This is a genomic window from Paludibacterium sp. B53371, from assembly GCF_018802765.1.
Taxonomy (GTDB): domain Bacteria; phylum Pseudomonadota; class Gammaproteobacteria; order Burkholderiales; family Chromobacteriaceae; genus Paludibacterium.
In genome coordinates, this window is sequence record NZ_CP069163.1 from 2,345,524 (window position 1) to 2,364,815 (window position 19,292).

Consider the following 19,292-nt stretch of genomic DNA (forward strand, 5'->3'; position numbering starts at 1 on the left):
TGCCTTGTCGCTATTTGAGTTCAACGTTGGCCGTTGCACCCTTGGTATGCTCGGCCAGATCAACCGCCTGACCGTTGTAGGTGAGGGTCGCCTTCTCGGCATTGCCGATCCGGACCTTGAAGGGCGGCGTCCCGCTGACTTCGCGCGGCGTGCCCGGCACGACCATCGAATACACCAGTTTCTTGCCGTCGGCATCGACCACCGCCACCCAGGACGGCTCGGTCACCGACACGGTCACCTTGCCGGCCCCCGCCGAAGCCGGGTGCACCGCACCAGGCGCCGAGGCCGCACGGGCAGCCGCCTTGCTGGCGTTCAGTTTGGCCGCGGCGCGAGCCTTGGCACGGGCGGCGGCCGCCGAAGCATCGGTCTGAGCTGGCGCGGAGGCCGGCCGGCCCTGCACGGCGGGCGCCGAAGCAGCCTTGGCCACTGCCGGCGCGGAAGCCGCCTTGGCCATCGATGCCGAAGCAGGCGCCGTGGACACCACCGGCACGGAGGCCGCTGCCGCCAGATCCGAGGCGGTCTGTGCACTGACGACCGGAGCCAGATCAGGCTGCTGCTCACCGTGATGACCAAAGATCCACAGAACGCTGGCCCCCAGCACCACACCAACCAGCCCCACAACCATCCAGGTCCCCGAATTGGCTGCGCTTTCGCGCTTTTCGGCAGACTCCTCGGCATGCTCTTCGCGCGCCAGATTGGCGACTTCGGTGGCGGCCGAGGGGAAATGCGAGTCCAGCGCCTCCATCAGCGGCGTCGGGTCGATTTCCAGAAAACGAGCATAATTGCGTACAAATCCGCGCACGAACGTGGCGCCCGGCAAGGCACCAAAATCATCGCGTTCAATGGCATCCAGCTGCCGCAGCGACAGCTTGAGTCGCTCGGCCACTTCATTCAGAGACAACCCGGCGGCTTCGCGCCCCGCACGCAGGGCACTGCCCACGCTTACCGGATCCGGCTGATTATTCTGTTCGGATTGTTGTTCCATCCATCAGATCCCGCTCAACAACTGCTGTGTTTCCCTGGAGTCCGGAAAGCGAGTCTGCAACTCGCCAGAGAACGCCTCTTCCCGGACACGATCCCCGGACAGCCTAGCCACGCGCACTCCCAGCAGGAGGTCATCGGCATTCAGCGGCCCGGCATGCTCAATCAGACGGCCAAAGTAATAAGACGCTAGTGTGACGCTCCCCTGGTTGGTATACAAGGCCGCCAGCTGCCTCAGCGCCGGCGGGAAGGCCGGCCTGAGCTGCAGGGCAGACAGCCAGTGTTCAATCGCCTGCGAAGCCTGACCTGCCGACAGGCTGCAGCGCCCCAAATTCAAATAAGCCGACTCGCGCGCCTCATAGCGCGGATCCAGCAAGGCCCGCTTCAGGTGCACCACCCCCTCGTCCACCCGGGCGCGCTGACACAAGAACAGACCGAAATTATTGTTTGCCTCGCCATTGTCCGGCGCCAGATGCAAGGCCCGGCGATAGTCCTGCTCGGCCGCTTCGTCCTGAGACAAGGCCGCCCGGACATGCGCCCGCGCCAGCCAGGCCGGCGCAAAGGCTTCACCGGCATCGACGGCTCGCCCTGCCGCATCGAGCGCCAGCGCCAGCTGATCTGCCTTTGCATACTCAAAAGCCAGCTGGGCATGCACGGAGGCTAACTCATGTGACGGTGAGGTGGCAAATGCCCCGACAGAAAAAACCATCGGCAACAGCGCCTTTTCCCACCGGTATTTTTTCACTCTGAGTCGCTCTCCGCAATCCGGATCCACTTTTCCTGACGGCGCGTCTTGTCCTGCACCTGCCCGGCCAGCTGCCCGCAGGCAGCGTCGATATCGTCGCCGCGCGTCTTGCGCACCGTCACCACCAGCCCGGCGTCCTGCAGAATTTCCCGGAACGCCCGAATCGAATTGTTGCTCGAGCGGCCGTACCCGGAGTTCGGGAACGGATTGAACGGAATCAGGTTGAACTTGCAGGGCACGTCACGAACCAGCTGCAACAGCTGCCGGGCATGTTCGGGCCTGTCATTGACCCCGTCAAGCATCACGTACTCGAAAGTAATGAAATCGCGCGGTGCAAACGCCAGATACCGCCGGCAGGCTGCCATCAGTTCCGACAGCGGGTATTTTTTGTTGATCGGCACGATCTCGTCGCGAATGGCATCATTCGGCGCATGCAGACTGACCGCCAGCGCCACCGGACAGGCGGCCGCCAGACGATCCATCTGCGGCACGAGACCGGAAGTCGACAACGTGACACGGCGGCGAGAAAGACCGTAGGCATGGTCATCCAGCATGATCTGCAGGGCCGACACCACATTGTCGAAATTGGCAAGCGGCTCGCCCATCCCCATCATCACCACATTGGAAATGACCCGTTCGTTTTTCGGCGTCACGCCCATGGCCTTGTTGGCCCACCACAGCTGGCCGATGATTTCGGCGGTCGACAGATTGCGGTTGAAGCCCTGACGACCGGTCGAGCAGAACGTGCACTCCAGCGCACACCCCACCTGGGAAGACACACACAAGGTGCCGCGATCGTCTTCGGGAATGAACACGGTTTCCACGCCGTTCCCGGTACCGACATCCAGCAGCCACTTGCGTGTGCCATCACTGGCCTCCTGCCCGGCCATCAGCGACGGCACGCGCACCTCGGCCGACTCGTGCAGCTTGGCACGCAGACTCTTGGCAATGTCGGTCATGGCGTCGAAATCGTCTTCACCCATCTGATGCATCCAGCGCATGACCTGCTTGGCGCGGAAGGTCTTTTCACCCATCGCGGCAAAATGTTCGGTCAGCTGGTTCAGGTTGAAGTCGAGCAGGTTGGTTTTCATTTAAATCTCTTGCAGCAGAAACGGCGGTCGCCGAAACGACCGCCGTCTTGAATCAACGGGAGCAGATTTCGGAAGCCGCAAAGAAATAGGCGACTTCGATGGCAGCATTTTCAGCGCTGTCAGAACCGTGTACGGCATTGGCATCGATCGAGTCGGCGAAATCAGCGCGGATGGTACCGGCATCGGCCTTCTTCGGATCGGTGGCACCCATCAGTTCACGATTCTTCAGGACGGCGTTCTCGCCTTCCAGCACCTGGATCATCACCGGGCCGGAAACCATGAAATCAACCAGATCCTTGAAGAAGGGACGCTCTTTGTGCACGGCGTAGAAGCCTTCGGCTTCCTTGCGCGACAGCTGCTTCATGCGGGCAGCGATCACTTTCAGACCGGCCGATTCGAAACGGTCATAGATCTTGCCGATCACATTTTTGCCGACGGCGTCCGGTTTAACGATGGACAGGGTGCGTTCAATTGCCATATAAATCTCCCAATTACCTTGTTGACTGGCTAAACTATCGACTTGCTTGCGCCAGAGCGGTTTAAGCCGAATTTGCAGAACCCGTTATATTACCAGTCTTTTTAGTCATTTGCCGCATAAAAATTAAGCACAATGAGCGACCAGCGCAGAGACCCGCCCCAATACGAAGATGACGAAGCCTCCGACTTCGGCGCCAAACTGAAAGTTCGCCTGGCCATTGCCGCCGGACTGGTCGGTCTCGCCCTGGCGGCCATTCCGCTCCTCGATACCGTCACCGGCAAGAAGACCGACATGGCCGACAACAATGCCGGCAATATTGTCAGCTCGGCCGGCCTGGCTGCGGTCCCGCCGGCCCCGGCGAGCGCCCCCACGGCCAGTGCGCCGGTGGCCAGCAGCCAGCCTGTCGGTACGGCCCCGTCCGGCCCGGATGTCAACCAGACACCGGGCATGACCGCCACACCGCCGCTGTCACTGCCGGCAGCCACCACGCCGCCGCCGTCAGCGCCACCGGCCGCCAACCAGGCGACACCGCAGCAGCACAGCAAAATGGTCACCGTACAGCCGGTTGCCCCCTCTGCGCCGCCCGCAGCCAATCGCGACAACACGCGTGCCTTCAAGCCTTCGACACCCGCCGTCACCGGCAACCAGCCCTATCGGGCGCCGGCGGCCCAGCCGCAGGCCATGCCCAACATTCAGCCGGTCCAGCCCCTGCCGCCACAGAACTCGGCCAGCCCGATCGCACGGCCATCAGGCAGCTCAGTGGGATACAACGTCCAGCTGGGTCTGTTCAGCAGCACGGAAAACGCCCAGAAGCTGATCAACGAACTCAAGAGCAAAGGCATTGAAGTGCAGAGCGAGACCCGGGTTCACCTGGCGCCATTCCGCACCCGGGCTGAGGCCGAACAGGCCATGGCCAAACTCAGAGCCATGGGCTATGCCCCCATGCTCAACGTCCCCGGCAGCAACCAATAAAAATCCCGCAGACGCCTGACGGCGCTGCGGGATCATCACGAGAGGACCGGGGATTACAGATAACTGTCCTGATCCCACTCGTCACGTATCGAATCAGCAAAGGACTCTCTCTCCATCGCACTCATCGTATCGAGATTGTCCCTGGATGGCGCCAGCATCGACTCATCGAATTCTTGTTCATCCATGCCGCAATCTCCCGTAGACAAAAAAAGGGGAGTTCTAGTTATAGCAGGCAAAGATGAAAATTACATGTCAAAATCAGTCACTTAGCTGGCAAAAAGGACAGCTGCACCAGATGCGGCATGCGCAGCATCAGAAAGACAACCCCACCCCGAGATAAGCGCCATCGGCCAGGGTGCGATTGCGGCTGGCATCCTGACGCTCGATCTCGAACTGCCGGTAACCGGCCGTCAGCGTCAGCGGGCCGACTGGCTGCCACTGCACACCGGCCGAGCGATCAATCACCTTGCCGACACTGCCGCTGGCCAGGGCCGAAGGCGCCTGAAACGCGCTGGCATAGACGCTCAGTCCGTGCCCCAGCGCCAGACTGGCACGCGCCCCCGGCAGGGCTGCCGGCGCCGAGCCGGCATCGGTATCGATCGCCATGGCCTTGACCCCGCCGCCGAGGGAAACCGGTCCGAGCGACACCCCCATCATCAGACCAAGGCCCCCGGCGGAACCCTGATGATCATGATGCAGATAATCCAGTGTAAAACCGGGAATGATCCCTTCCGGGGTACGAGAGAACTGTTGAAAATCCCGACCGGCTGCCACCCCGTACTCCGCCGCATGGGCAGAAACCGCCAGCGCCAGCAAGACACCACTCAGAACAACCTGTTTCATACACACTCTCTGACTCGGTGAAACAAGGCATGACTCCGGCAACGCCGCGGAGTTCCCGCTGACAGACAGAAGAGCGCGTCTCAAACCACGGGGCTAGGACGACTGTGCAATCGTGGCGATCACGGCATCCGCCCCGGCAGCAAAGCGATGCGACAGACCGGAAGGAATCTCGATCATCTCGCCGGTCCGCGCCTCACAGGCGCGCCCCTGCTCATCCTCCAACACCAGCGTCCCTTCGAGACAAAGCAGGAATTCATGATGCACATGGGATTCAAAAGCATACTGACCGGGGCGCAAATTGATCAGCAATAGTTGAGATGGCCGCAGTTGCGTCAACAGATGATCACTGTCCGGCATCAGCGAACGGCCAAGACTCGGCAGACGGTGCAAGATAAAAGCGCTCATGACAAATCTCCTTACGCGGTATGTAAACGGGGCACACCAGGTCGTCCTCACCTGCCTGCCCCTCCATGCCGACAAGCCCCATCAGAAGACCTGCCAAGACATCATCATCAATAAATCAAAAAGCATATTAATGCAATTTCACCAGCGGGCGCGCACGCTTCACCAGATAACGCGCCAGCGCCAGCACCCCTGTGCGCATCGTCCCCAGCACAGCACGGTGATGCAGCAGATGCAGGCTCACATACATACAACGCGCCAGAAAGCCCTCCACAAACCAGGAGGCATCAAACAGATTCCCCATCAGGTTCCCGACCGAGGTCCGGGTGCCCATCGACACCAGAGAACCATAGTCACGATAGACATAGGATGCGGCCGGCTCGGCCTGCCCCCGAACGCGACGCAACAACAGACGGTACAGATAGTCAGCCTGCTGATGCGCACTCTGCGCCCGCGGAGGCACCCACTTCCCCTCGGCATACTCGCAGGCGGCGCAATCCCCCAGCGCGAACATGTCTGCAAATCCCTCGACCTGCAGACGTCGATTCACCAGCAACTGCCCGCTCCTGGCCAGCGGCAGGCCAAGCGTCGCCAGCAAGGGAGGTGCCTTGATACCGGCGGCCCAGACAATCAGATCCGCCGGATACACATTCCCCTCACTATCCAGCACCTTGTCGGCATCAATCCGGGTCACCTTGCAGCCGGTATGCACCGTGATCTGCCGCTCGGCCAGCAATTGCAACGCCGTACGCGACACCCTGGCAGGCAACGGCGAGAGAATCCGCGCAGCACCCTCCAGCAAGGTAATGCGGACATCGCGCAGAGGGTCGAGCCGCGGATAACCATACCGCCCCTGCACCTCGCTGGCCTCACGCAACTCGGCCGCCAGCTCCACCCCGGTCGCCCCGCCGCCAATGATCACCACATCCACCGCCACCTGAGGATTCTGCGGCTTCTGCAAATCGGCCAGCGTCAGCAACTTAAGCATGCGCAGCCGAAACCACTCGGCGTCATGCGGGCCATTGAGGGACAAGGTGTGTTCGGCAGCACCGGGGACGCCAAAATAATTCGAAGTACTGCCGATCGCCAGCACCAACTGGTCATACCCCAGTTGCCGGGCAGGCAGAATCACCGAGCCATCGTCAGCCAGCGTCTCGCCGACACTGATCATGCGGCGCGGCGCATCCAGCGCCGTCAGCGCCCCAAACACAAAGGTAAAGCCGTTATCGTGCGCCAGCATCTGATAAGACAGGCCCTCCTGATGGATATCCAGCGTGCCGGCGGCCACCTCATGCAAGGAGGGCTTCCAGATGTGAAACAGATTGCAATCCACCAGCGTCACCGCAAGCGGCCCCAACTGACGTCCCAGTTTGCAGGCCAGCTCCAGGCCACCCGCTCCGCCACCGACAATCACGATTTTCATAGGCACTCTCTCTGCCCCCAGGGCTCGGTATGCAAAAAATACTCTGGGCAGCATGACGACATGCTGGCCGGATGATTCTTGTGCACCGCACCAATGTACTCAACTCCCTGCCGCAGAACAATCTTTCCTGCCGGACAGCAACAGATTCCTTCCCTATACCCCAAGAATATGGTCATCGGCGCGCGCAACCATGCCGCACCGCAACAAGCAATTTACTTGCACCCGCCCGGCAATCCCAAGAAACTCAAGGCATCCAGCGCCCCAGAGTCCCCCATGTCAACCCTGCACCTTTCCCGACAAGCTGCCCGCCACCTGCACCTGAGCGCTCAGGGACTGCTGAACCCGCCGCGCCGCCGGGCCACCCGCGCCGATGTCCTCGCCTGCATCCGCCGCATGGCCCTGCTGCAAATCGACACCATCAATGTCGTCGCCCGCAGTCCTTACCTGGTGCTCTTCAGTCGCCTCGGTCACTACCAGCCCGCCTGGCTGGATGAATTACTGGCAGAAGGTGCGCTGTTCGAATACTGGGCACACGAAGCCTGCTTCATCCCCATCGAAGACTACGGCCTGTTGCGCCACCGCATGCTGGACGCCACCTCGCTGGGCTGGAAATGCCCGAAAGACTGGCTGGCACGCCACGGCACGGAAATCGAAGCGCTGCTGAGCAGAATGCGCCAGCAGGGGCCGCTGCGCTCGGCCGATTTTGCCCGCCAGCACGGCACAGGCAGCGGCTGGTGGGACTGGAAGCCGGAGAAGCGCCATCTGGAGGTGCTGTTCGCCCAGGGAAGGGTCATGGTCAGGGCCAGGCACAACTTCCAGCGCATCTACGACCTGGCCGAGCGCGTCTTGCCGCAGTGGAATGATGCACGCGACCTGCCGACGCCGGAACAGGCCAGACAAACCATGCTGCAGCAAAGTTGCCGGGCCCTGGGCATCATCAGGGCGGGATGGCTGAGCGACTACTACCGCATCAAGGGGGGGCGTCACGAAGCCCTGCTGCATCACTGGGCCGATCAGGGCGAACTGATCCCGGTACGGGTCGAAGGCTGGCAGCAGGATGCCTTTGTACATGCCAGCCTGGCCCCCGAACTGGCGCGCGCCGAGGCCGGCAGCCTCAAAGCAGGCGCCACGGCCGTACTCTCCCCTTTCGACCCGGTCGTCTGGGATCGCAAGCGGGCACGCGAGCTGTTCGACTTCGACTATCGCATTGAATGCTACACACCCGCAGCCCGACGTCAGTACGGCTATTTTGCGCTGCCCATCCTGCATCGCGGCAAGCTGATTGGCCGGCTGGATGCCAAGGCACATCGGCAACAAGGTATTTTCGAGATTCGCCGTTTCCATCTGGAACCGGGCGTGCGCGTCAGTCAGCGGCTGCTCAAGGACCTGGGCCAGACCCTGCACAAGCTGGCCGACTGGCACGGCACACCTCAAATCCGAATGACGCACGGGCCGGACGGACTGATTGCCCCCCGGGGGGATGACACGGCATGAACAAGAAAGGTGGCGGCATGAAAAAACGGCGACATGGCTGGCGAGTCCTGTGGCTGGTGGCGGCATGCCTCAGCCCGCTGGTGCAAGGCGCACAACCGGTCTACCTGCCGCCGCCCGAATCCGTCACCGACCACCGCTCGGATTATCAGTTCCAGCTATTGCAGCTGGCGCTGCAGGAAGATGGCCATCGCTTCCAGGCGCTACGCGGTCTGCAAGCCATGCCCCAGGCGCGGGCACTGGGTGAACTGGCAGCCTGCCAGCCCGGCGTGGATGTCGTCGCCAGCATGACGACCATAGAACGGGAAAGCAGGCTGTTGCCGATTCGCATCCCGATCGACCGTGGCCTGATCGGCTGGCGCATCGCCCTGATCCGCGCAGAGCAGCCGGAGCGCCTGGCCAACGTTGACTCGCTTGCCACACTGGCGCAGCTGACTGCCGGACAGGGCCCGGACTGGCCCGACACCCGCATCCTGCGAGCCAATGGTCTGCCCGTGAACTCAAGCGGCCAGTACGATGCGCTGTTTCGCATGCTGCAGAACCGGCGTTTCGACTACTTCCCGCGCTCGGTCAACGAGATCTGGCCCGAACTGGACCGTTACCGGCAGGCCGGCCTGGGCGTGGATCGCCATCTTGTCCTGCACTATCCCGCTGCCGTGTATTTTTTCGTCTGCCCGCACAATCAGGTGCTGGCCGAAGCCATCCGCCACGGCCTGGAGAAAGCCCTGAGGGACAACCGCTTCAACCAGCTGTTCACGCAGTACTATCAGGACGCCCTGTCACGCGCCGACCTGGGCCATCGCACCATCATCGAACTGGCCAATCCCGAGCTGCCGCCGCAGACCCCCTTGCAACGACAGGATCTGTGGCTGCGCATCGAGGCATCAGGCCGTCAGCCGGGCAAATGAAACCCGTGAGCTTCAATCTCCACCAGCAGATCAGCGCGACAAATATCTGCCTGCACAAAAGTCAGCACGGCCGATGAGCCAATGATCCCGGCCAGAGTCTGCCGCACCAGGTCCAGGTCATCGGCATGGCGGATGTATACGCGATACACCAGCCCGTCCAGCGCAAACAGCGAGGCCCCGGCCAGTCGGTTGGCCTCGGCCAGCAACACCGAGATATTCCTCATACTTTCCCGCGTCTGCTCGGCCACATCCCCCTGGTGCATGGTCTGATGACCGACGATGCTCGCCGTGCCGGAGATCAGCAGAATCGACTGCTCTCCCGCACGCGCCAGTGCTGCCCGGGTAAAAGTCGGGCTGCGCGGACCATATTCCGCCGGATAGACAAAGGCACTGACCTGACGGGGATTTTCAATCTGCCGGGCCGGCGTGCGCGCCGCCAGAAAAGCAATCGACAGCGGTCCGGCAGCCACGCCCAGCGCACAGGCTGCCGGGCTGGCATCCACCGGACGCTCAAAGGCGCAGAAAGCCTGATGACGCCCGATATTGAACTGCCGATAACGTTCGAGCCCCTGGTCAATACGATTGATATCCGGCACGTAGTTCCAGACGCGCCAGAGATAAGGACAGGCCTCCTGCGCCAGCAGGGCAAAGATCTGTCGATAGGCACGTTCGGCAATCTGCTGCAATGCCGGGGCATCCCCCGCAGAAGTCGCGACATCGGCCTCATCGAGCTGAACCACACCAAACAGCAGGTTGGCCGAGGCGGCATAACGCACATCCTGGAACGTACCCTGACGGCAAGCGGCACTCACCCCCCACGATTCGACCTGCAGTGCATCCGTACCGAGCAGTGGCGTAGCGACCGATTGCAGCGGCACCGGGCCGGCCGGGCCGCAGGCCAATGCCTGCCCACCGATGACAGCCATGCCCAACAGCCCGGCCACGTTGTCCCCCGGCGGCAGGAAGGCCTGCGCACTCACCGCAGACTGGGTAAACCACAGAGATTCAGCATTCATGACAGAAAGAAAACAATGCGCAAATGGAAAACAGCCCGGCAGCGATCAGCCCCCCGGTCGGCAGGCATGACGCTTCAACCCGGAGCACCAGGCCGTGAAAAGCCCCAGCACGGTGCCGGCGAGCACATCCAGGGCCACATGCTGCTTGATCGCCATGGTGGACCAGGCGATTGCCAGACACCACAAGATATTCAACCCCTGCAACCAGCCGGGAAAATGCCAGAAACGGAAACGCCAGAACAGCCAGACGGCAGAAAAAACGGCGGTCGCCACATGCAGGGAAGGACAGGCATTGCCTGCCGTATCGACCTGCTTCAGAAAAGAGACGCCGGGGTGCAGCGCCCAGTCGATGCTGGCAGGCGCAATGGCATTGGGCCAGACATAAAATACCGCCAGACCCGCCAGGCAGGGCAGCGCCACCTTCGCCCCGTAACGGGCAATTTCCCGGCGCGACAACATCAAAACCGGCGGAAGAGAAACATAAAACCAGAGAGACAAGTAGACCGGCAGCGCAGCAGGGGAAAAATCCACCAAAGAATCAAACCATGTCAGCGGGATAATATGTACCGGGCCCGATGGATTTTTCAGCAGGTAAATATACCCGACAAAAAAAATCAGGGTAAAACCCATCGTTCCGAACATCTTGAACCAGAAACGGGTGAAAACCAGTTTCACCATATCAATCCGGTCTCGCGAGAACCTACCCTCTCCTTGGTTCAAATCAACTCCTTAAAGCAATTTCACACTATACCGGACGCTATTGATCTTGCTATAATTTTGCCCTTTTCCATCAGGGAAGTAGTTAGCCGCAATAACGGTCACGCCATCGGGTTCGAGATCATACCGAAACTGAATTGCCTTGGCGAATAACAGCCATCCCTGACCAACTCTTTTTCGCGAAATTACCATCATGGATATTCAAAACTCCGCAGACACCGCACATAACCCGGCGCTGGAGCAAGAAATTGCCGGCCTGATCGTTACGGCACTGAATCTTGATATTTCGCCGGAAGCCATTGTGCCAGAAGAGCCCCTGTATGGAGACAAGCTGGGCATTGATTCAATCGATATTCTGGAAATTGCCCTGGTGATGTCCAAACAATATGGCGTACAGCTGAAAGCCGACGGCGAAGACAACGCTCGCATTTTTGGTTCCCTGCGCGCCCTGGCCAACTATATTGCCGAGCACCGCAGCAAATGATGTCGTTGTGGCGCAAGGCGAAATTCCTGCTGCTGGCCATCGTGTTCGCCGCCTATGCCGGGCTGAGCTATCTGGCGTCGGCCTCGCACCACCCTCCGGTTCTGGCTGTCATTGTCGGCTCCCTGCCGCTGGCCACCGGGGTCGTGGTTGCCTGCTGGCATTCCGCGTTCCGCTGGCCCGCGCTGGCCGGCTGCCTGGCCGCCACCATCGCCATTGCCCTCAACATTGACACCCTGCTGACCCATGCGGCCTGGCTGTATTTTGTCCAGCACCTGGCGGCCATGGTCTCGCTCGGTATCATGTTCGGCAGCACACTGGGCACCCACCATGGCGCCCTGTGCTCACGCATTGCCCGCATCGCCATCAGTGAGGTGCTGGATGCCGATTACCTGCGCTACACCTGGGGCGTCACGCTCGCCTGGACCATCTACTTTGTCGCCAGCGGGCTGATCTCCATCGGTCTGTTCTGCCTGGCTCCGCTGCCGGCCTGGGCCTTCTTTGCCACCATTCTCACCCCGGTATCGCTGGGCATCATGTTTGGCGGCGAATTCCTGATCCGCTTGCGCCTGCTGCCGGACAGACCCCATTTCAGCATCGCCCAGACCATCGCCTCCTACCGCGAATACACCCGAAATCATCCGCCGGGCAAACCCTGGCAAACAGAAGCCAAAGCGCCGCGAGACTGTTGAATCCGTCACCATGAATGCCATTCCCCTGTTTCCGCCGCTCGACCCGAGTACCCCCTTTACCTGGCGCCAAGGTCAGGTCATCCGTCGCGGCCGATTCCAGCACGATGTCCTGAGCCTGGCGGAGAGACTGCCGGCCCAGGGCGCATTACTGAACCTTTGCCAGGACCGCTATCATTTCGCCGTCTCTCTTTTTGCGGCCTTTGCCCGCGGTCTGCTCACCGTACTGCCCAACTCGGCCGCCCCCGAGCACCTGGCAGCCGTTGCCGCAGAGCAAACAGACCTGCTGGTACTGGGCGACCAGGCAGACAATCCACTGCCGAGCCACCCGTTTCTGCACATCAACCTGGATGGCGAGGACCCGGCCGACTGGCGCCGCGACAACCCGCTGATCCCTGCGGACCGCCGCGTCGCCTGTGTCTATACATCGGGCTCCACCGGGACGCCCAGCGCCCACTACAAGACCTTCGGCCGGCTGCGGCTGGCCATTCTGGCCGGCGCCGAACGAGTATGGGATACGGCGGGAGGCCGCTGTTCGGTACTGGGCACGGTACCAATTCGCCATATGTATGGCCTCGAATCCAGCGTCTTGCTGCCGGTCCTGGCCGGTGGCCGCATGTCGACCCGCCTGCCTTTCTTCCCGGCCGACATCGCCGCCAGCCTGGCAGAGATGACCGCCCCCAGACTACTGGTGATCACCCCCTTCCATCTGCGCAAACTGCTGGAAGCGGACATCACCTTGCCTCCCGTCGCGGCCATCCTGTCGGCCACCGCCCCCCTGAGCGTTGAGCTGGCCCGCCAGGCAGAAGCACGACTCGGCTGCCCGGTACTGGAAATCTACGGCTCGACAGAAACCGGCCAACTGGCTACCCGGCAACCCTGTCGCGACGACATCTGGCACAACGTCGCCGGGATTACCCTGCAACAACAGGGAGAAGACACCTGGGCTGTCGGCGAGGTCTACGAAACCCCGCAAATCCTCAACGATACGGTTGAATTGCTTTCGGCTGACACGTTCCGGCTCATCGATCGCAAAGCCAATATGATCAATGTGGCTGGCAAGCGCAGTTCGCTGACCTACCTCAACAACCTGATCACCCGCCTGCCCGGGGTGGAGGACGGCGTCTTCTGCATCCCCCGGACACGGCACGCACGCGAAGTGGAGCGCCTGGCCGCCTTTGTCGTGGCCCCGAGCCTGCAACGCGAGGCCATTCTGGCCGGCTTGCGCGCCCATATCGATCCGGTTTTTTTGCCCAGACCCATCGTTTTCGTGGACTCGCTGCCGCGGGATGGCAACGGCAAGATCCTGGCGCGCACCCTGGAGGCACTGATTCAACAACACATTGACGGACCGGAGTCGCCATGACCGAATTGCCACTGATCATCGCCAGCGACCACCCGGCCTTTGCCGGCCACTTCCCCGGCCGGCCGATCGTCCCCGGCGTGGTACTGCTCGACCTGGCCCAGGCAGCCATCAGCCAGCATGAAGGGCTGACCCTGACCGGACTGGCCGTGGTGAAGTTCTACGCACCGGTCAGCGCAGGGGGAACGCTCAGCCTGCGCTACGAGGCCGGCCACGCACAGGTGGCCTTCAGTCTGTATCACGCAGCGCAAAAGGTCGCCGATGGCAAATTCATCGCAGAGGCAGCCGCCTGCCATGAGTGACCACATGCCTCGCCTCGCGGTCAAGGACACACCGGCCTGGATGCAGCGCAAGGAGCGCGGCAGTGCACTGCTGCTCGGCTTCATGAGTCAGCTCTCCCTGCGTCTTGGCAGAGCGGTTTCGCGCCTGGTGCTGTTCGGCATCGCCGCCTATTTCACCCTGTTCGGCGGCAAGGCAGGCCGTGCCTCGCGCCAATACCTGACACGCAGTCTGGGACGCCCGCCACGCTGGCACGAGCGCTACCGCCATGTCCTGGCATTTGCCACGACCATCCATGACCGGGTCTATCTGCTGCGCGACCGCTTCGACCAGTTCGACATTGAGCTGGTCGGTGCCGAGGCCCTGCATCAGCACTGCGCCAGTGGCCAGGGCTTGTTGCTGTTCGGCGCCCATCTGGGCAGTTTCGAAGTCCTGCGCAGCATGGCGCGCCAGCGGCCGGACATGCGCGTCAGCATGGCCATGTACCCCGAGAACGCACGCCAAATCCAGCAGACACTGGCGGCCATCAATCCGGGGGCCGTTCAGGACATCATCCCCCTCGGCTCGCTGGATGCCATGCTCCGGGTCCACGAGCGGCTGAAGCAGGGCGCGCTGGTCGGTTTGCTGGCGGATCGGGCGACCGGCCCCGACACCTATGTGCCGCACCCCTTCCTCGGCACCCCGGCCCCCTTCCCCGGCGGACCATTTCGCATGGCGGCCATGCTGGGGCACCCGGTGTATTTCATTGCCGGTCTTTACCTGGGCGGCAACCGTTATCAGCTACACTTTGAACGTCTCGACGACCCTTCTGCCGCAGCAGGACAGCCGCGCGATGCCCTGGCCAGCGATCTGATGGCACGCTATGTCGCCGTACTGGCCCGACACTGCCAGGCGCAGCCGTTCAATTGGTTCAATTTCTACGATTTCTGGAATGAAGCTTAAAACGATCATGTTTGCCCATCGACTCTCCCCCCTGCTCGCCAGCCTGCTGCTGATCGCCGGCACCGCCACCTTCGCCGCCGACTGGGGCATGCCGGATCTGATGCAGATGCTGGGACAAAAAAAATCCGGCACGGCCACCTTCGTCGAAAAGAAAACCCTGGCCGTGCTCGACCAGCCGCTGGAATCCTCCGGCGAACTGTCCTTCACCGCACCGGACCGGCTGGAAAAGCGCACACTGAAGCCAAAGGCAGAGGCCGTCATCCTGCAGGGTGACAAACTGATGCTGGAGCGCAGTGATGGCCGACGCATCACGGTCTCGCTGTCAGACCGGCCCGAGGTCGCCGCCTTCGTCGAGAGCATCCGTGCCACCCTGGCAGGGGATCGCAACGCCCTGGAGCGTTATTTCAACGTCAATCTGACCGGCCGTGCCGAGCAATGGCAGCTGACGCTGGTTCCCCTGCAGGCACGCATGCTGAAGCTCATCAGCCAGGTCCGTATCAGCGGCGCGCGGGCACAGGTACGCACCATCTCCTTCCTGCAGGCCGACGGGGACCGTTCTGACATGACCATCACCAGCACCCGATGAAAACCCGCTCGCAGAAACTGATCCTGACCCTGTGGCTGGCCGCCATGCTGGCCGCCTGCCTGGTCATCAGCCAGACCCGCTTTGTTGCTGATCTGTCGGCCTTCATGCCGAAAACCCCGAGCGCCAGACAGCAGATGCTGGTTGACCAGTTACGCGATGGCGCCATCGCCCGGCTGGTGCTGCTCGGTATCGAAGGGGGCAATGCCAGCCAGCGCACCCAGCTGTCGCGCGAGATGGTGCAGCGGCTGAACGGCAACGCCCTGTTCAGCGCGGTACAAAACGGCGACTCGGCCACCCAGCAACGCGATCAACGTTACTTCTTCGACAACCGCTACCTGCTGAGCCCGGCGATCAGTGTCGACCGTTTCAGCCCGGCCGGTCTGCACGAGGCCATTCAGACCTTGCTGCTGGACATGGCCGGCGACGGCGGCCTGCTGGTCAAACAGATTCTGCCCCGGGACCCCAGCGGCGAAACGCTGCGCATCCTGGATCAGTTCATCGGTGATGCCGCACCGCGCAGCGACGGCGAAGTCTGGATTTCGCGCGATGGCAACCGCGCGGTGCTGCTGGTCCAGCTGGCCGACTCTGGTCTGAACACCGATGCGCAGGCCCATGCGCTGGACACCCTGCGCCAGACCTTCGACCGGTTGCCGGGCAAAACGGCAGATACCCGGCTGGTCATGAGCGGCACCAGTGTCATGTCGGTCGCCTCGCGCGACACCATTCAGGATGAAGTCGGCCGACTGGCCACATTGGGCACCGCGCTGGTGGTCTGCCTGCTGTTATTGGTCTACCGCTCGCCCTCGCTGCTGCTGCTGGGCCTGCTGCCGGTGGTCTCGGGTGCCCTGGCCGGGATTGCCGCCGTCAGTCTGGGCTTCGGACATGTCCACGGCCTGACACTCGGCTTTGGCACCACCCTGATTGGCGAGGCGGTCGACTACTCCATCTATCTGTTCATTCAACGGGCGGGGGGCAGTCATCCACGCAGCTTCTGGCGCACCATCCGCCTGGGGGTTCTCACCTCGATCACCGGTTTTGCCGCCCTGCTCTGCTCGAGTTTTCCCGGCCTGGCCCAGCTCGGCCTTTACTCCATCAGCGGTCTGCTGACCGCCGCGCTGGTGACCCGCTATGTGCTGCCGATCCTGATGCCGGCCCGGGCCAGGCTGCGTGACCTGAGCCGGGTAGGCCGGACGCTGCAGGCCCTGCTGGACGGCCTGTACCGCTGGCGTGGCGTGGTCATCGTCATCAGCCTGCTGGCCGTGGTGCCTCTGCTGGTTCAGAAACAGGACATCTGGAGTCGCCAGTTGTCCGCGCTCAGCCCGGTTTCCGCCGCACAAAACCACCTCGACGCCCAGCTTCGCGGTGATCTCGGCGGCAACGATATGCGTTATGTCGCCAGTTTTGTGGCGCCGGACCAGCAAACCGCGCTGAGCCTCTCGGAACGTGCCGCCTCGACGCTGCAGACCCTGACCCGGCAACAAGTCATCGGGGGCTTCCACGCACCCAGCCAGTTGCTGCCCAGCCTGGAGACCCAGCACACGCGCCAGCAGGCACTGCCGGCGCCGGAGCAGGCTCGCCACACCCTGCAGCAGGCGCTGTCAGGCTTGCCCCTGCAGGCCGGTAAGCTGCAAGGGTTTCTGGCTGACCTGCAGAACGCCCGCCAGCATGCCCCCCTGACCCGTGCCGACCTGAAAGGCACCGCCTCAGGGATGCTGCTCGACTCCATGCTGATCCCGCGCCAGCACGGTTATCTGGTCCTGATGCCCCTGCGGCCGAGCGGCCTGGGCGCCCAGCCGGATCTCATGGATATCAACCAGGTGCAATCTGCCCTGGCGGCGGCAGGGCTGAGCCAGATCACCGTGATTGACCTGCTGCAGGAAACCACCGGCATTTTCGACAATTACACGCATGAAGCCTTGCTGCTCTCCGGCCTGGGATGTCTCGCCATCCTGCTGTTGCTGGCCCTGTCGTGCGGCCCGGGCCGGGCCGCACGCATTGCCCTGCCGCTGGGCTGTGCGGTGCTGTGCGTCGTCGGTCTGCTGCACGCCTGTGGCATTCAACTGACGATCCTGCATTTGGTGGGCTTGCTGCTGGTGGTGGCCATCGGCTCCAACTACGCCCTGTTCTTCGTCAGCGAACAGACACCGGAAACTGCCGGGGAACAACAACAGATCGAAACCTCTCTGCTGATCGCCAACCTGGCGACGGTCATGAGTTTCGGCTTGCTCGGGACATCCCGAGTACCGGTGTTGTCCTATATCGGCTCGACGGTGGCCATTGGTGCCCTGCTGACCCTGCTGTTTGCCGCAGCACTGACCCGGAAGCCCCGCCATGCGGCTGATACATGAACCCGTATGCGCCGGCTTGCACGCCAGGACCCTGCTGGTCCTGCTGCCGCCGGCCATGGCCAGGCCGGAGGACATGATCGAGCAGGGCATGGTGCAGGCCGTGCGAGCGCGCGGACTGAATGTCGACATCGTGCTGGCCGAAATCGGGTACCAGCAAGTCATGGCCCAGACCGTTGCCGCAGACATCGAACAAGCCATCCTGACGCCGGCAGCTCGTCAGGGCTACCGGCAGATCTGGCTGGCCGGCATTTCCCTCGGCGCCTTCAATGCCCTGCACTGCGCGGCAGCGCATGCCGACAAACTGGCCGGACTGATGCTGATCGCGCCCTACCCCGGCACCGGCGACGTTCTGGCGGAAATCCGTGCGGCCGGCAGCCCGGCTGACTGGGCCGGGCTGCCCGACTGCTCACAGCATGACGAACGTCGCTGGTGGCACTGGTTGTGTCGGCAGCCGCGTACCGAGGACGCCATGCCCGCCATCTGGCTCGGCCTGTCGGATCAGGATCGTTTCCGGCAGGGTCAGGCCATGCTGGCCAGCCTGATCGCGGACAGACGAATACTCCACACCCGGGGGAAACATGACTGGCCTGCCTGGCAGGCATTGTGGTCCGGCTGGCTCGATCAGGGGCCGTTTGCTGACGAAGCGCAGGCGATCACATGACCATCCCGCCACTCACCCCCTTTTTGCGCTTCTGTCTCGCCCTTCACCTGCTGGCGCTGGTGCTGCTGCTGCGCTGGCCGGCTCACTGGGGCGCGGTTGTGCTGGCCTTGCTGCTGCTGCATGGCCTCATTGCCACCATCGGCCTGCTGCCCCGCAGCCAGTGGCTTGGCACCAATCTGACCCGCCTGCCTGACGCGGCGGCACAACGCAAGGAAATCGCCATCACCATCGATGACGGTCCCGACCCCGAAGTCACGCCTGCCGTGCTGGACATCCTGAAACAGCATGGCGCCCGTGCCACCTTTTTTTGCATCGGCACCCGGGCAGCCCGACATCCCGACCTCTGCCGGCGCATCCTGGCCGAGGGGCATCAGATCGAGAATCACGGCCAGCGACACCCCGTGTTGCTGGCCCTGTCCGGCCCGCGGGGCTGGCAGCGGGAAATCCTCGACGGCCGGCAGACGCTGCAGGCCGTCTGCGGCCATTCGACGGGCTTTTATCGACCGGTCGCCGGGCTGCGCAACCCCTTCCTTGCCCCCTGCCTGGAAGCCTCCGGCCTGATTCTTGTGAGCTGGACCCGACGAGGTTATGATACTCGGGATAAAAACCCGGATAACGTGTATTCAAAACTGATCCGCGGGCTGCAAGCCGGGGACATTCTGCTGTTGCATGACGGCAATGCCGCACGAGATGCCAATGGCCAGCCGATCATTCAGCAGGTTTTGCCTCGCTTGCTGTCGGCGCTGAAGGCACATGATCTGCATACCGTGACCCTGCGGCAAGCCTGCCAGCCGCCGTTGGCCCGTGATCTGCATGCCCTGCCCCTCTCTCTGAAACCCGACGCCAGCGCGTCTCACCCAACTGATCCGTCGTGAC

22 protein-coding genes are annotated in these 19,292 nt (G+C 62.5%); 12 read left to right on the forward strand and 10 right to left on the reverse strand.

Annotated features, from left to right (window positions below):
* Positions 1-10 precede the first annotated feature (10 nt).
* The 4 genes from JNO51_RS11255 to ndk all read right to left on the reverse strand — a co-directional run bounded on the left by JNO51_RS11255 (position 11) and on the right by ndk (position 3,295).
* Positions 11-985 (reverse strand): helix-turn-helix domain-containing protein, encoded by a 975-nt coding sequence (locus JNO51_RS11255; protein ID WP_215777171.1) that lies wholly within the window; start codon positions 983-985, stop codon positions 11-13.
* 3 nt (positions 986-988) lie between these two features.
* A complete protein-coding gene (pilW, locus tag JNO51_RS11260) occupies positions 989-1,636 on the reverse strand; it encodes a type IV pilus biogenesis/stability protein PilW (protein WP_215777175.1) in 648 nt (215 codons plus the stop codon).
* Between the two features lie 86 nt (positions 1,637-1,722).
* Positions 1,723-2,817 carry a 23S rRNA (adenine(2503)-C(2))-methyltransferase RlmN gene (rlmN, locus tag JNO51_RS11265; protein WP_215777177.1) on the reverse strand — a complete coding sequence of 365 codons (1,095 nt, stop codon included), beginning with the start codon at positions 2,815-2,817 and terminating at the stop codon, positions 1,723-1,725.
* A gap of 52 nt (positions 2,818-2,869) precedes the next feature.
* Positions 2,870-3,295 (reverse strand): nucleoside-diphosphate kinase, encoded by a 426-nt coding sequence (ndk, locus tag JNO51_RS11270; protein ID WP_215777182.1) that lies wholly within the window; start codon positions 3,293-3,295, stop codon positions 2,870-2,872.
* Positions 3,296-3,427: 132 nt separating this feature from the next.
* Between ndk and JNO51_RS11275 the strand changes: the two genes are divergently transcribed.
* Positions 3,428-4,267 carry an SPOR domain-containing protein gene (locus JNO51_RS11275; protein WP_215777187.1) on the forward strand — a complete coding sequence of 280 codons (840 nt, stop codon included), beginning with the start codon at positions 3,428-3,430 and terminating at the stop codon, positions 4,265-4,267.
* 53 nt (positions 4,268-4,320) lie between these two features.
* Here JNO51_RS11275 and JNO51_RS17470 read toward each other — a convergent pair whose 3' ends face one another.
* The 4 genes from JNO51_RS17470 to JNO51_RS11290 all read right to left on the reverse strand — a co-directional run bounded on the left by JNO51_RS17470 (position 4,321) and on the right by JNO51_RS11290 (position 6,935).
* Complete coding sequence (locus JNO51_RS17470; protein WP_256444945.1) at positions 4,321-4,452, reverse strand: hypothetical protein; 132 nt, start codon at positions 4,450-4,452, stop codon at positions 4,321-4,323.
* 127 nt (positions 4,453-4,579) lie between these two features.
* Positions 4,580-5,110 (reverse strand): YfaZ family outer membrane protein, encoded by a 531-nt coding sequence (locus tag JNO51_RS11280; protein ID WP_215777189.1) that lies wholly within the window; start codon positions 5,108-5,110, stop codon positions 4,580-4,582.
* Between the two features lie 93 nt (positions 5,111-5,203).
* On the reverse strand, positions 5,204-5,515 hold the full coding sequence (locus JNO51_RS11285; RefSeq protein ID WP_215777192.1) for a cupin domain-containing protein: 312 nt from the start codon (positions 5,513-5,515) through the stop codon (positions 5,204-5,206).
* 127 nt (positions 5,516-5,642) lie between these two features.
* Complete coding sequence (locus JNO51_RS11290; RefSeq protein WP_215777196.1) at positions 5,643-6,935, reverse strand: NAD(P)/FAD-dependent oxidoreductase; 1,293 nt, start codon at positions 6,933-6,935, stop codon at positions 5,643-5,645.
* Between the two features lie 273 nt (positions 6,936-7,208).
* On the opposite strand from JNO51_RS11290, the gene JNO51_RS11295 reads away from it, so the two are divergent.
* Together JNO51_RS11295 and JNO51_RS11300 are read left to right on the forward strand one after the other, a co-directional pair.
* Complete coding sequence (locus JNO51_RS11295; protein WP_215777200.1) at positions 7,209-8,429, forward strand: winged helix-turn-helix domain-containing protein; 1,221 nt, start codon at positions 7,209-7,211, stop codon at positions 8,427-8,429.
* Positions 8,426-9,334, forward strand: coding sequence for a hypothetical protein (locus JNO51_RS11300; RefSeq protein ID WP_215777203.1), 909 nt, complete (start codon positions 8,426-8,428; stop codon positions 9,332-9,334). Before JNO51_RS11295 ends, JNO51_RS11300 begins: the two co-directional genes overlap by 4 nt.
* Here the strand turns inward: JNO51_RS11300 and JNO51_RS11305 are convergent.
* Together JNO51_RS11305 and JNO51_RS11310 are read right to left on the reverse strand one after the other, a co-directional pair.
* Complete coding sequence (locus JNO51_RS11305) at positions 9,319-10,350, reverse strand: hypothetical protein (protein WP_252346066.1); 1,032 nt, start codon at positions 10,348-10,350, stop codon at positions 9,319-9,321. The genes JNO51_RS11300 and JNO51_RS11305 overlap by 16 nt on opposite strands.
* A 45-nt stretch (positions 10,351-10,395) precedes the next feature.
* Entirely contained in the window at positions 10,396-11,070 is a 675-nt protein-coding gene (locus JNO51_RS11310; RefSeq protein ID WP_252346067.1) for a phosphatase PAP2 family protein, read from the reverse strand.
* Between the two features lie 190 nt (positions 11,071-11,260).
* On the opposite strand from JNO51_RS11310, the gene JNO51_RS11315 reads away from it, so the two are divergent.
* From JNO51_RS11315 to JNO51_RS11355, 9 genes are read left to right on the forward strand one after another with little or no spacing between them, the layout of a single operon-like run.
* Positions 11,261-11,551 carry a phosphopantetheine-binding protein gene (locus JNO51_RS11315; RefSeq protein WP_215777205.1) on the forward strand — a complete coding sequence of 97 codons (291 nt, stop codon included), beginning with the start codon at positions 11,261-11,263 and terminating at the stop codon, positions 11,549-11,551.
* A complete protein-coding gene (locus tag JNO51_RS11320; RefSeq protein ID WP_215777209.1) occupies positions 11,548-12,240 on the forward strand; it encodes a hypothetical protein in 693 nt (230 codons plus the stop codon). The genes JNO51_RS11315 and JNO51_RS11320 overlap by 4 nt, the downstream gene beginning before the upstream one ends.
* Positions 12,241-12,250: 10 nt before the next feature.
* Positions 12,251-13,603: an AMP-binding protein gene (locus JNO51_RS11325; RefSeq protein ID WP_215777214.1), complete on the forward strand. Its 1,353-nt coding sequence runs from the start codon at positions 12,251-12,253 to the stop codon at positions 13,601-13,603.
* Entirely contained in the window at positions 13,600-13,902 is a 303-nt protein-coding gene (locus JNO51_RS11330; protein ID WP_215777218.1) for a beta-hydroxyacyl-ACP dehydratase, read from the forward strand. The genes JNO51_RS11325 and JNO51_RS11330 overlap by 4 nt, the downstream gene beginning before the upstream one ends.
* A gap of 4 nt (positions 13,903-13,906) precedes the next feature.
* Entirely contained in the window at positions 13,907-14,821 is a 915-nt protein-coding gene (locus tag JNO51_RS11335; protein ID WP_215777221.1) for an acyl-CoA synthetase, read from the forward strand.
* Positions 14,811-15,407 carry a LolA-related protein gene (locus JNO51_RS11340; protein WP_215777225.1) on the forward strand — a complete coding sequence of 199 codons (597 nt, stop codon included), beginning with the start codon at positions 14,811-14,813 and terminating at the stop codon, positions 15,405-15,407. The genes JNO51_RS11335 and JNO51_RS11340 overlap by 11 nt, the downstream gene beginning before the upstream one ends.
* Entirely contained in the window at positions 15,404-17,755 is a 2,352-nt protein-coding gene (locus JNO51_RS11345) for an MMPL family transporter (RefSeq protein ID WP_215777229.1), read from the forward strand. Before JNO51_RS11340 ends, JNO51_RS11345 begins: the two co-directional genes overlap by 4 nt.
* Positions 17,739-18,416, forward strand: a complete 678-nt coding sequence (locus JNO51_RS11350) for an alpha/beta hydrolase (protein ID WP_215777232.1) — start codon at positions 17,739-17,741, stop codon at positions 18,414-18,416. The genes JNO51_RS11345 and JNO51_RS11350 overlap by 17 nt, the downstream gene beginning before the upstream one ends.
* Positions 18,413-19,291 (forward strand): polysaccharide deacetylase family protein, encoded by an 879-nt coding sequence (locus JNO51_RS11355; protein ID WP_215777235.1) that lies wholly within the window; start codon positions 18,413-18,415, stop codon positions 19,289-19,291. Before JNO51_RS11350 ends, JNO51_RS11355 begins: the two co-directional genes overlap by 4 nt.
* Position 19,292 lies beyond the last annotated feature (1 nt).

Excerpts from the sequence above, each read along its gene's own strand:
- JNO51_RS11330 (WP_215777218.1), top strand. The coding sequence starts at position 13,600 with ATGACCGAATTGCCACTGATCATCGCCAGCGACCACCCGGCCTTTGCC.
- JNO51_RS11280 (WP_215777189.1), bottom strand. The coding sequence starts at position 5,110 with ATGAAACAGGTTGTTCTGAGTGGTGTCTTGCTGGCGCTGGCGGTTTCT.
- JNO51_RS11285 (WP_215777192.1), bottom strand. The coding sequence starts at position 5,515 with ATGAGCGCTTTTATCTTGCACCGTCTGCCGAGTCTTGGCCGTTCGCTG.
- ndk (WP_215777182.1), bottom strand. The coding sequence starts at position 3,295 with ATGGCAATTGAACGCACCCTGTCCATCGTTAAACCGGACGCCGTCGGC.
- JNO51_RS11295 (WP_215777200.1), top strand. The coding sequence starts at position 7,209 with ATGTCAACCCTGCACCTTTCCCGACAAGCTGCCCGCCACCTGCACCTG.
- JNO51_RS11320 (WP_215777209.1), top strand. The coding sequence starts at position 11,548 with ATGATGTCGTTGTGGCGCAAGGCGAAATTCCTGCTGCTGGCCATCGTG.
- JNO51_RS17470 (WP_256444945.1), bottom strand. The coding sequence starts at position 4,452 with ATGGATGAACAAGAATTCGATGAGTCGATGCTGGCGCCATCCAGGGAC.
- JNO51_RS11355 (WP_215777235.1), top strand. The coding sequence starts at position 18,413 with ATGACCATCCCGCCACTCACCCCCTTTTTGCGCTTCTGTCTCGCCCTT.
- JNO51_RS11255 (WP_215777171.1), bottom strand. The coding sequence starts at position 985 with ATGGAACAACAATCCGAACAGAATAATCAGCCGGATCCGGTAAGCGTG.
- JNO51_RS11325 (WP_215777214.1), top strand. The coding sequence starts at position 12,251 with ATGAATGCCATTCCCCTGTTTCCGCCGCTCGACCCGAGTACCCCCTTT.
- JNO51_RS11305 (WP_252346066.1), bottom strand. The coding sequence starts at position 10,350 with ATGAATGCTGAATCTCTGTGGTTTACCCAGTCTGCGGTGAGTGCGCAG.
- JNO51_RS11315 (WP_215777205.1), top strand. The coding sequence starts at position 11,261 with ATGGATATTCAAAACTCCGCAGACACCGCACATAACCCGGCGCTGGAG.
- JNO51_RS11300 (WP_215777203.1), top strand. The coding sequence starts at position 8,426 with ATGAACAAGAAAGGTGGCGGCATGAAAAAACGGCGACATGGCTGGCGA.
- JNO51_RS11335 (WP_215777221.1), top strand. The coding sequence starts at position 13,907 with ATGCCTCGCCTCGCGGTCAAGGACACACCGGCCTGGATGCAGCGCAAG.
- JNO51_RS11275 (WP_215777187.1), top strand. The coding sequence starts at position 3,428 with ATGAGCGACCAGCGCAGAGACCCGCCCCAATACGAAGATGACGAAGCC.
- JNO51_RS11345 (WP_215777229.1), top strand. The coding sequence starts at position 15,404 with ATGAAAACCCGCTCGCAGAAACTGATCCTGACCCTGTGGCTGGCCGCC.
- rlmN (WP_215777177.1), bottom strand. The coding sequence starts at position 2,817 with ATGAAAACCAACCTGCTCGACTTCAACCTGAACCAGCTGACCGAACAT.
- JNO51_RS11350 (WP_215777232.1), top strand. The coding sequence starts at position 17,739 with ATGCGGCTGATACATGAACCCGTATGCGCCGGCTTGCACGCCAGGACC.
- JNO51_RS11340 (WP_215777225.1), top strand. The coding sequence starts at position 14,811 with ATGAAGCTTAAAACGATCATGTTTGCCCATCGACTCTCCCCCCTGCTC.
- JNO51_RS11290 (WP_215777196.1), bottom strand. The coding sequence starts at position 6,935 with ATGAAAATCGTGATTGTCGGTGGCGGAGCGGGTGGCCTGGAGCTGGCC.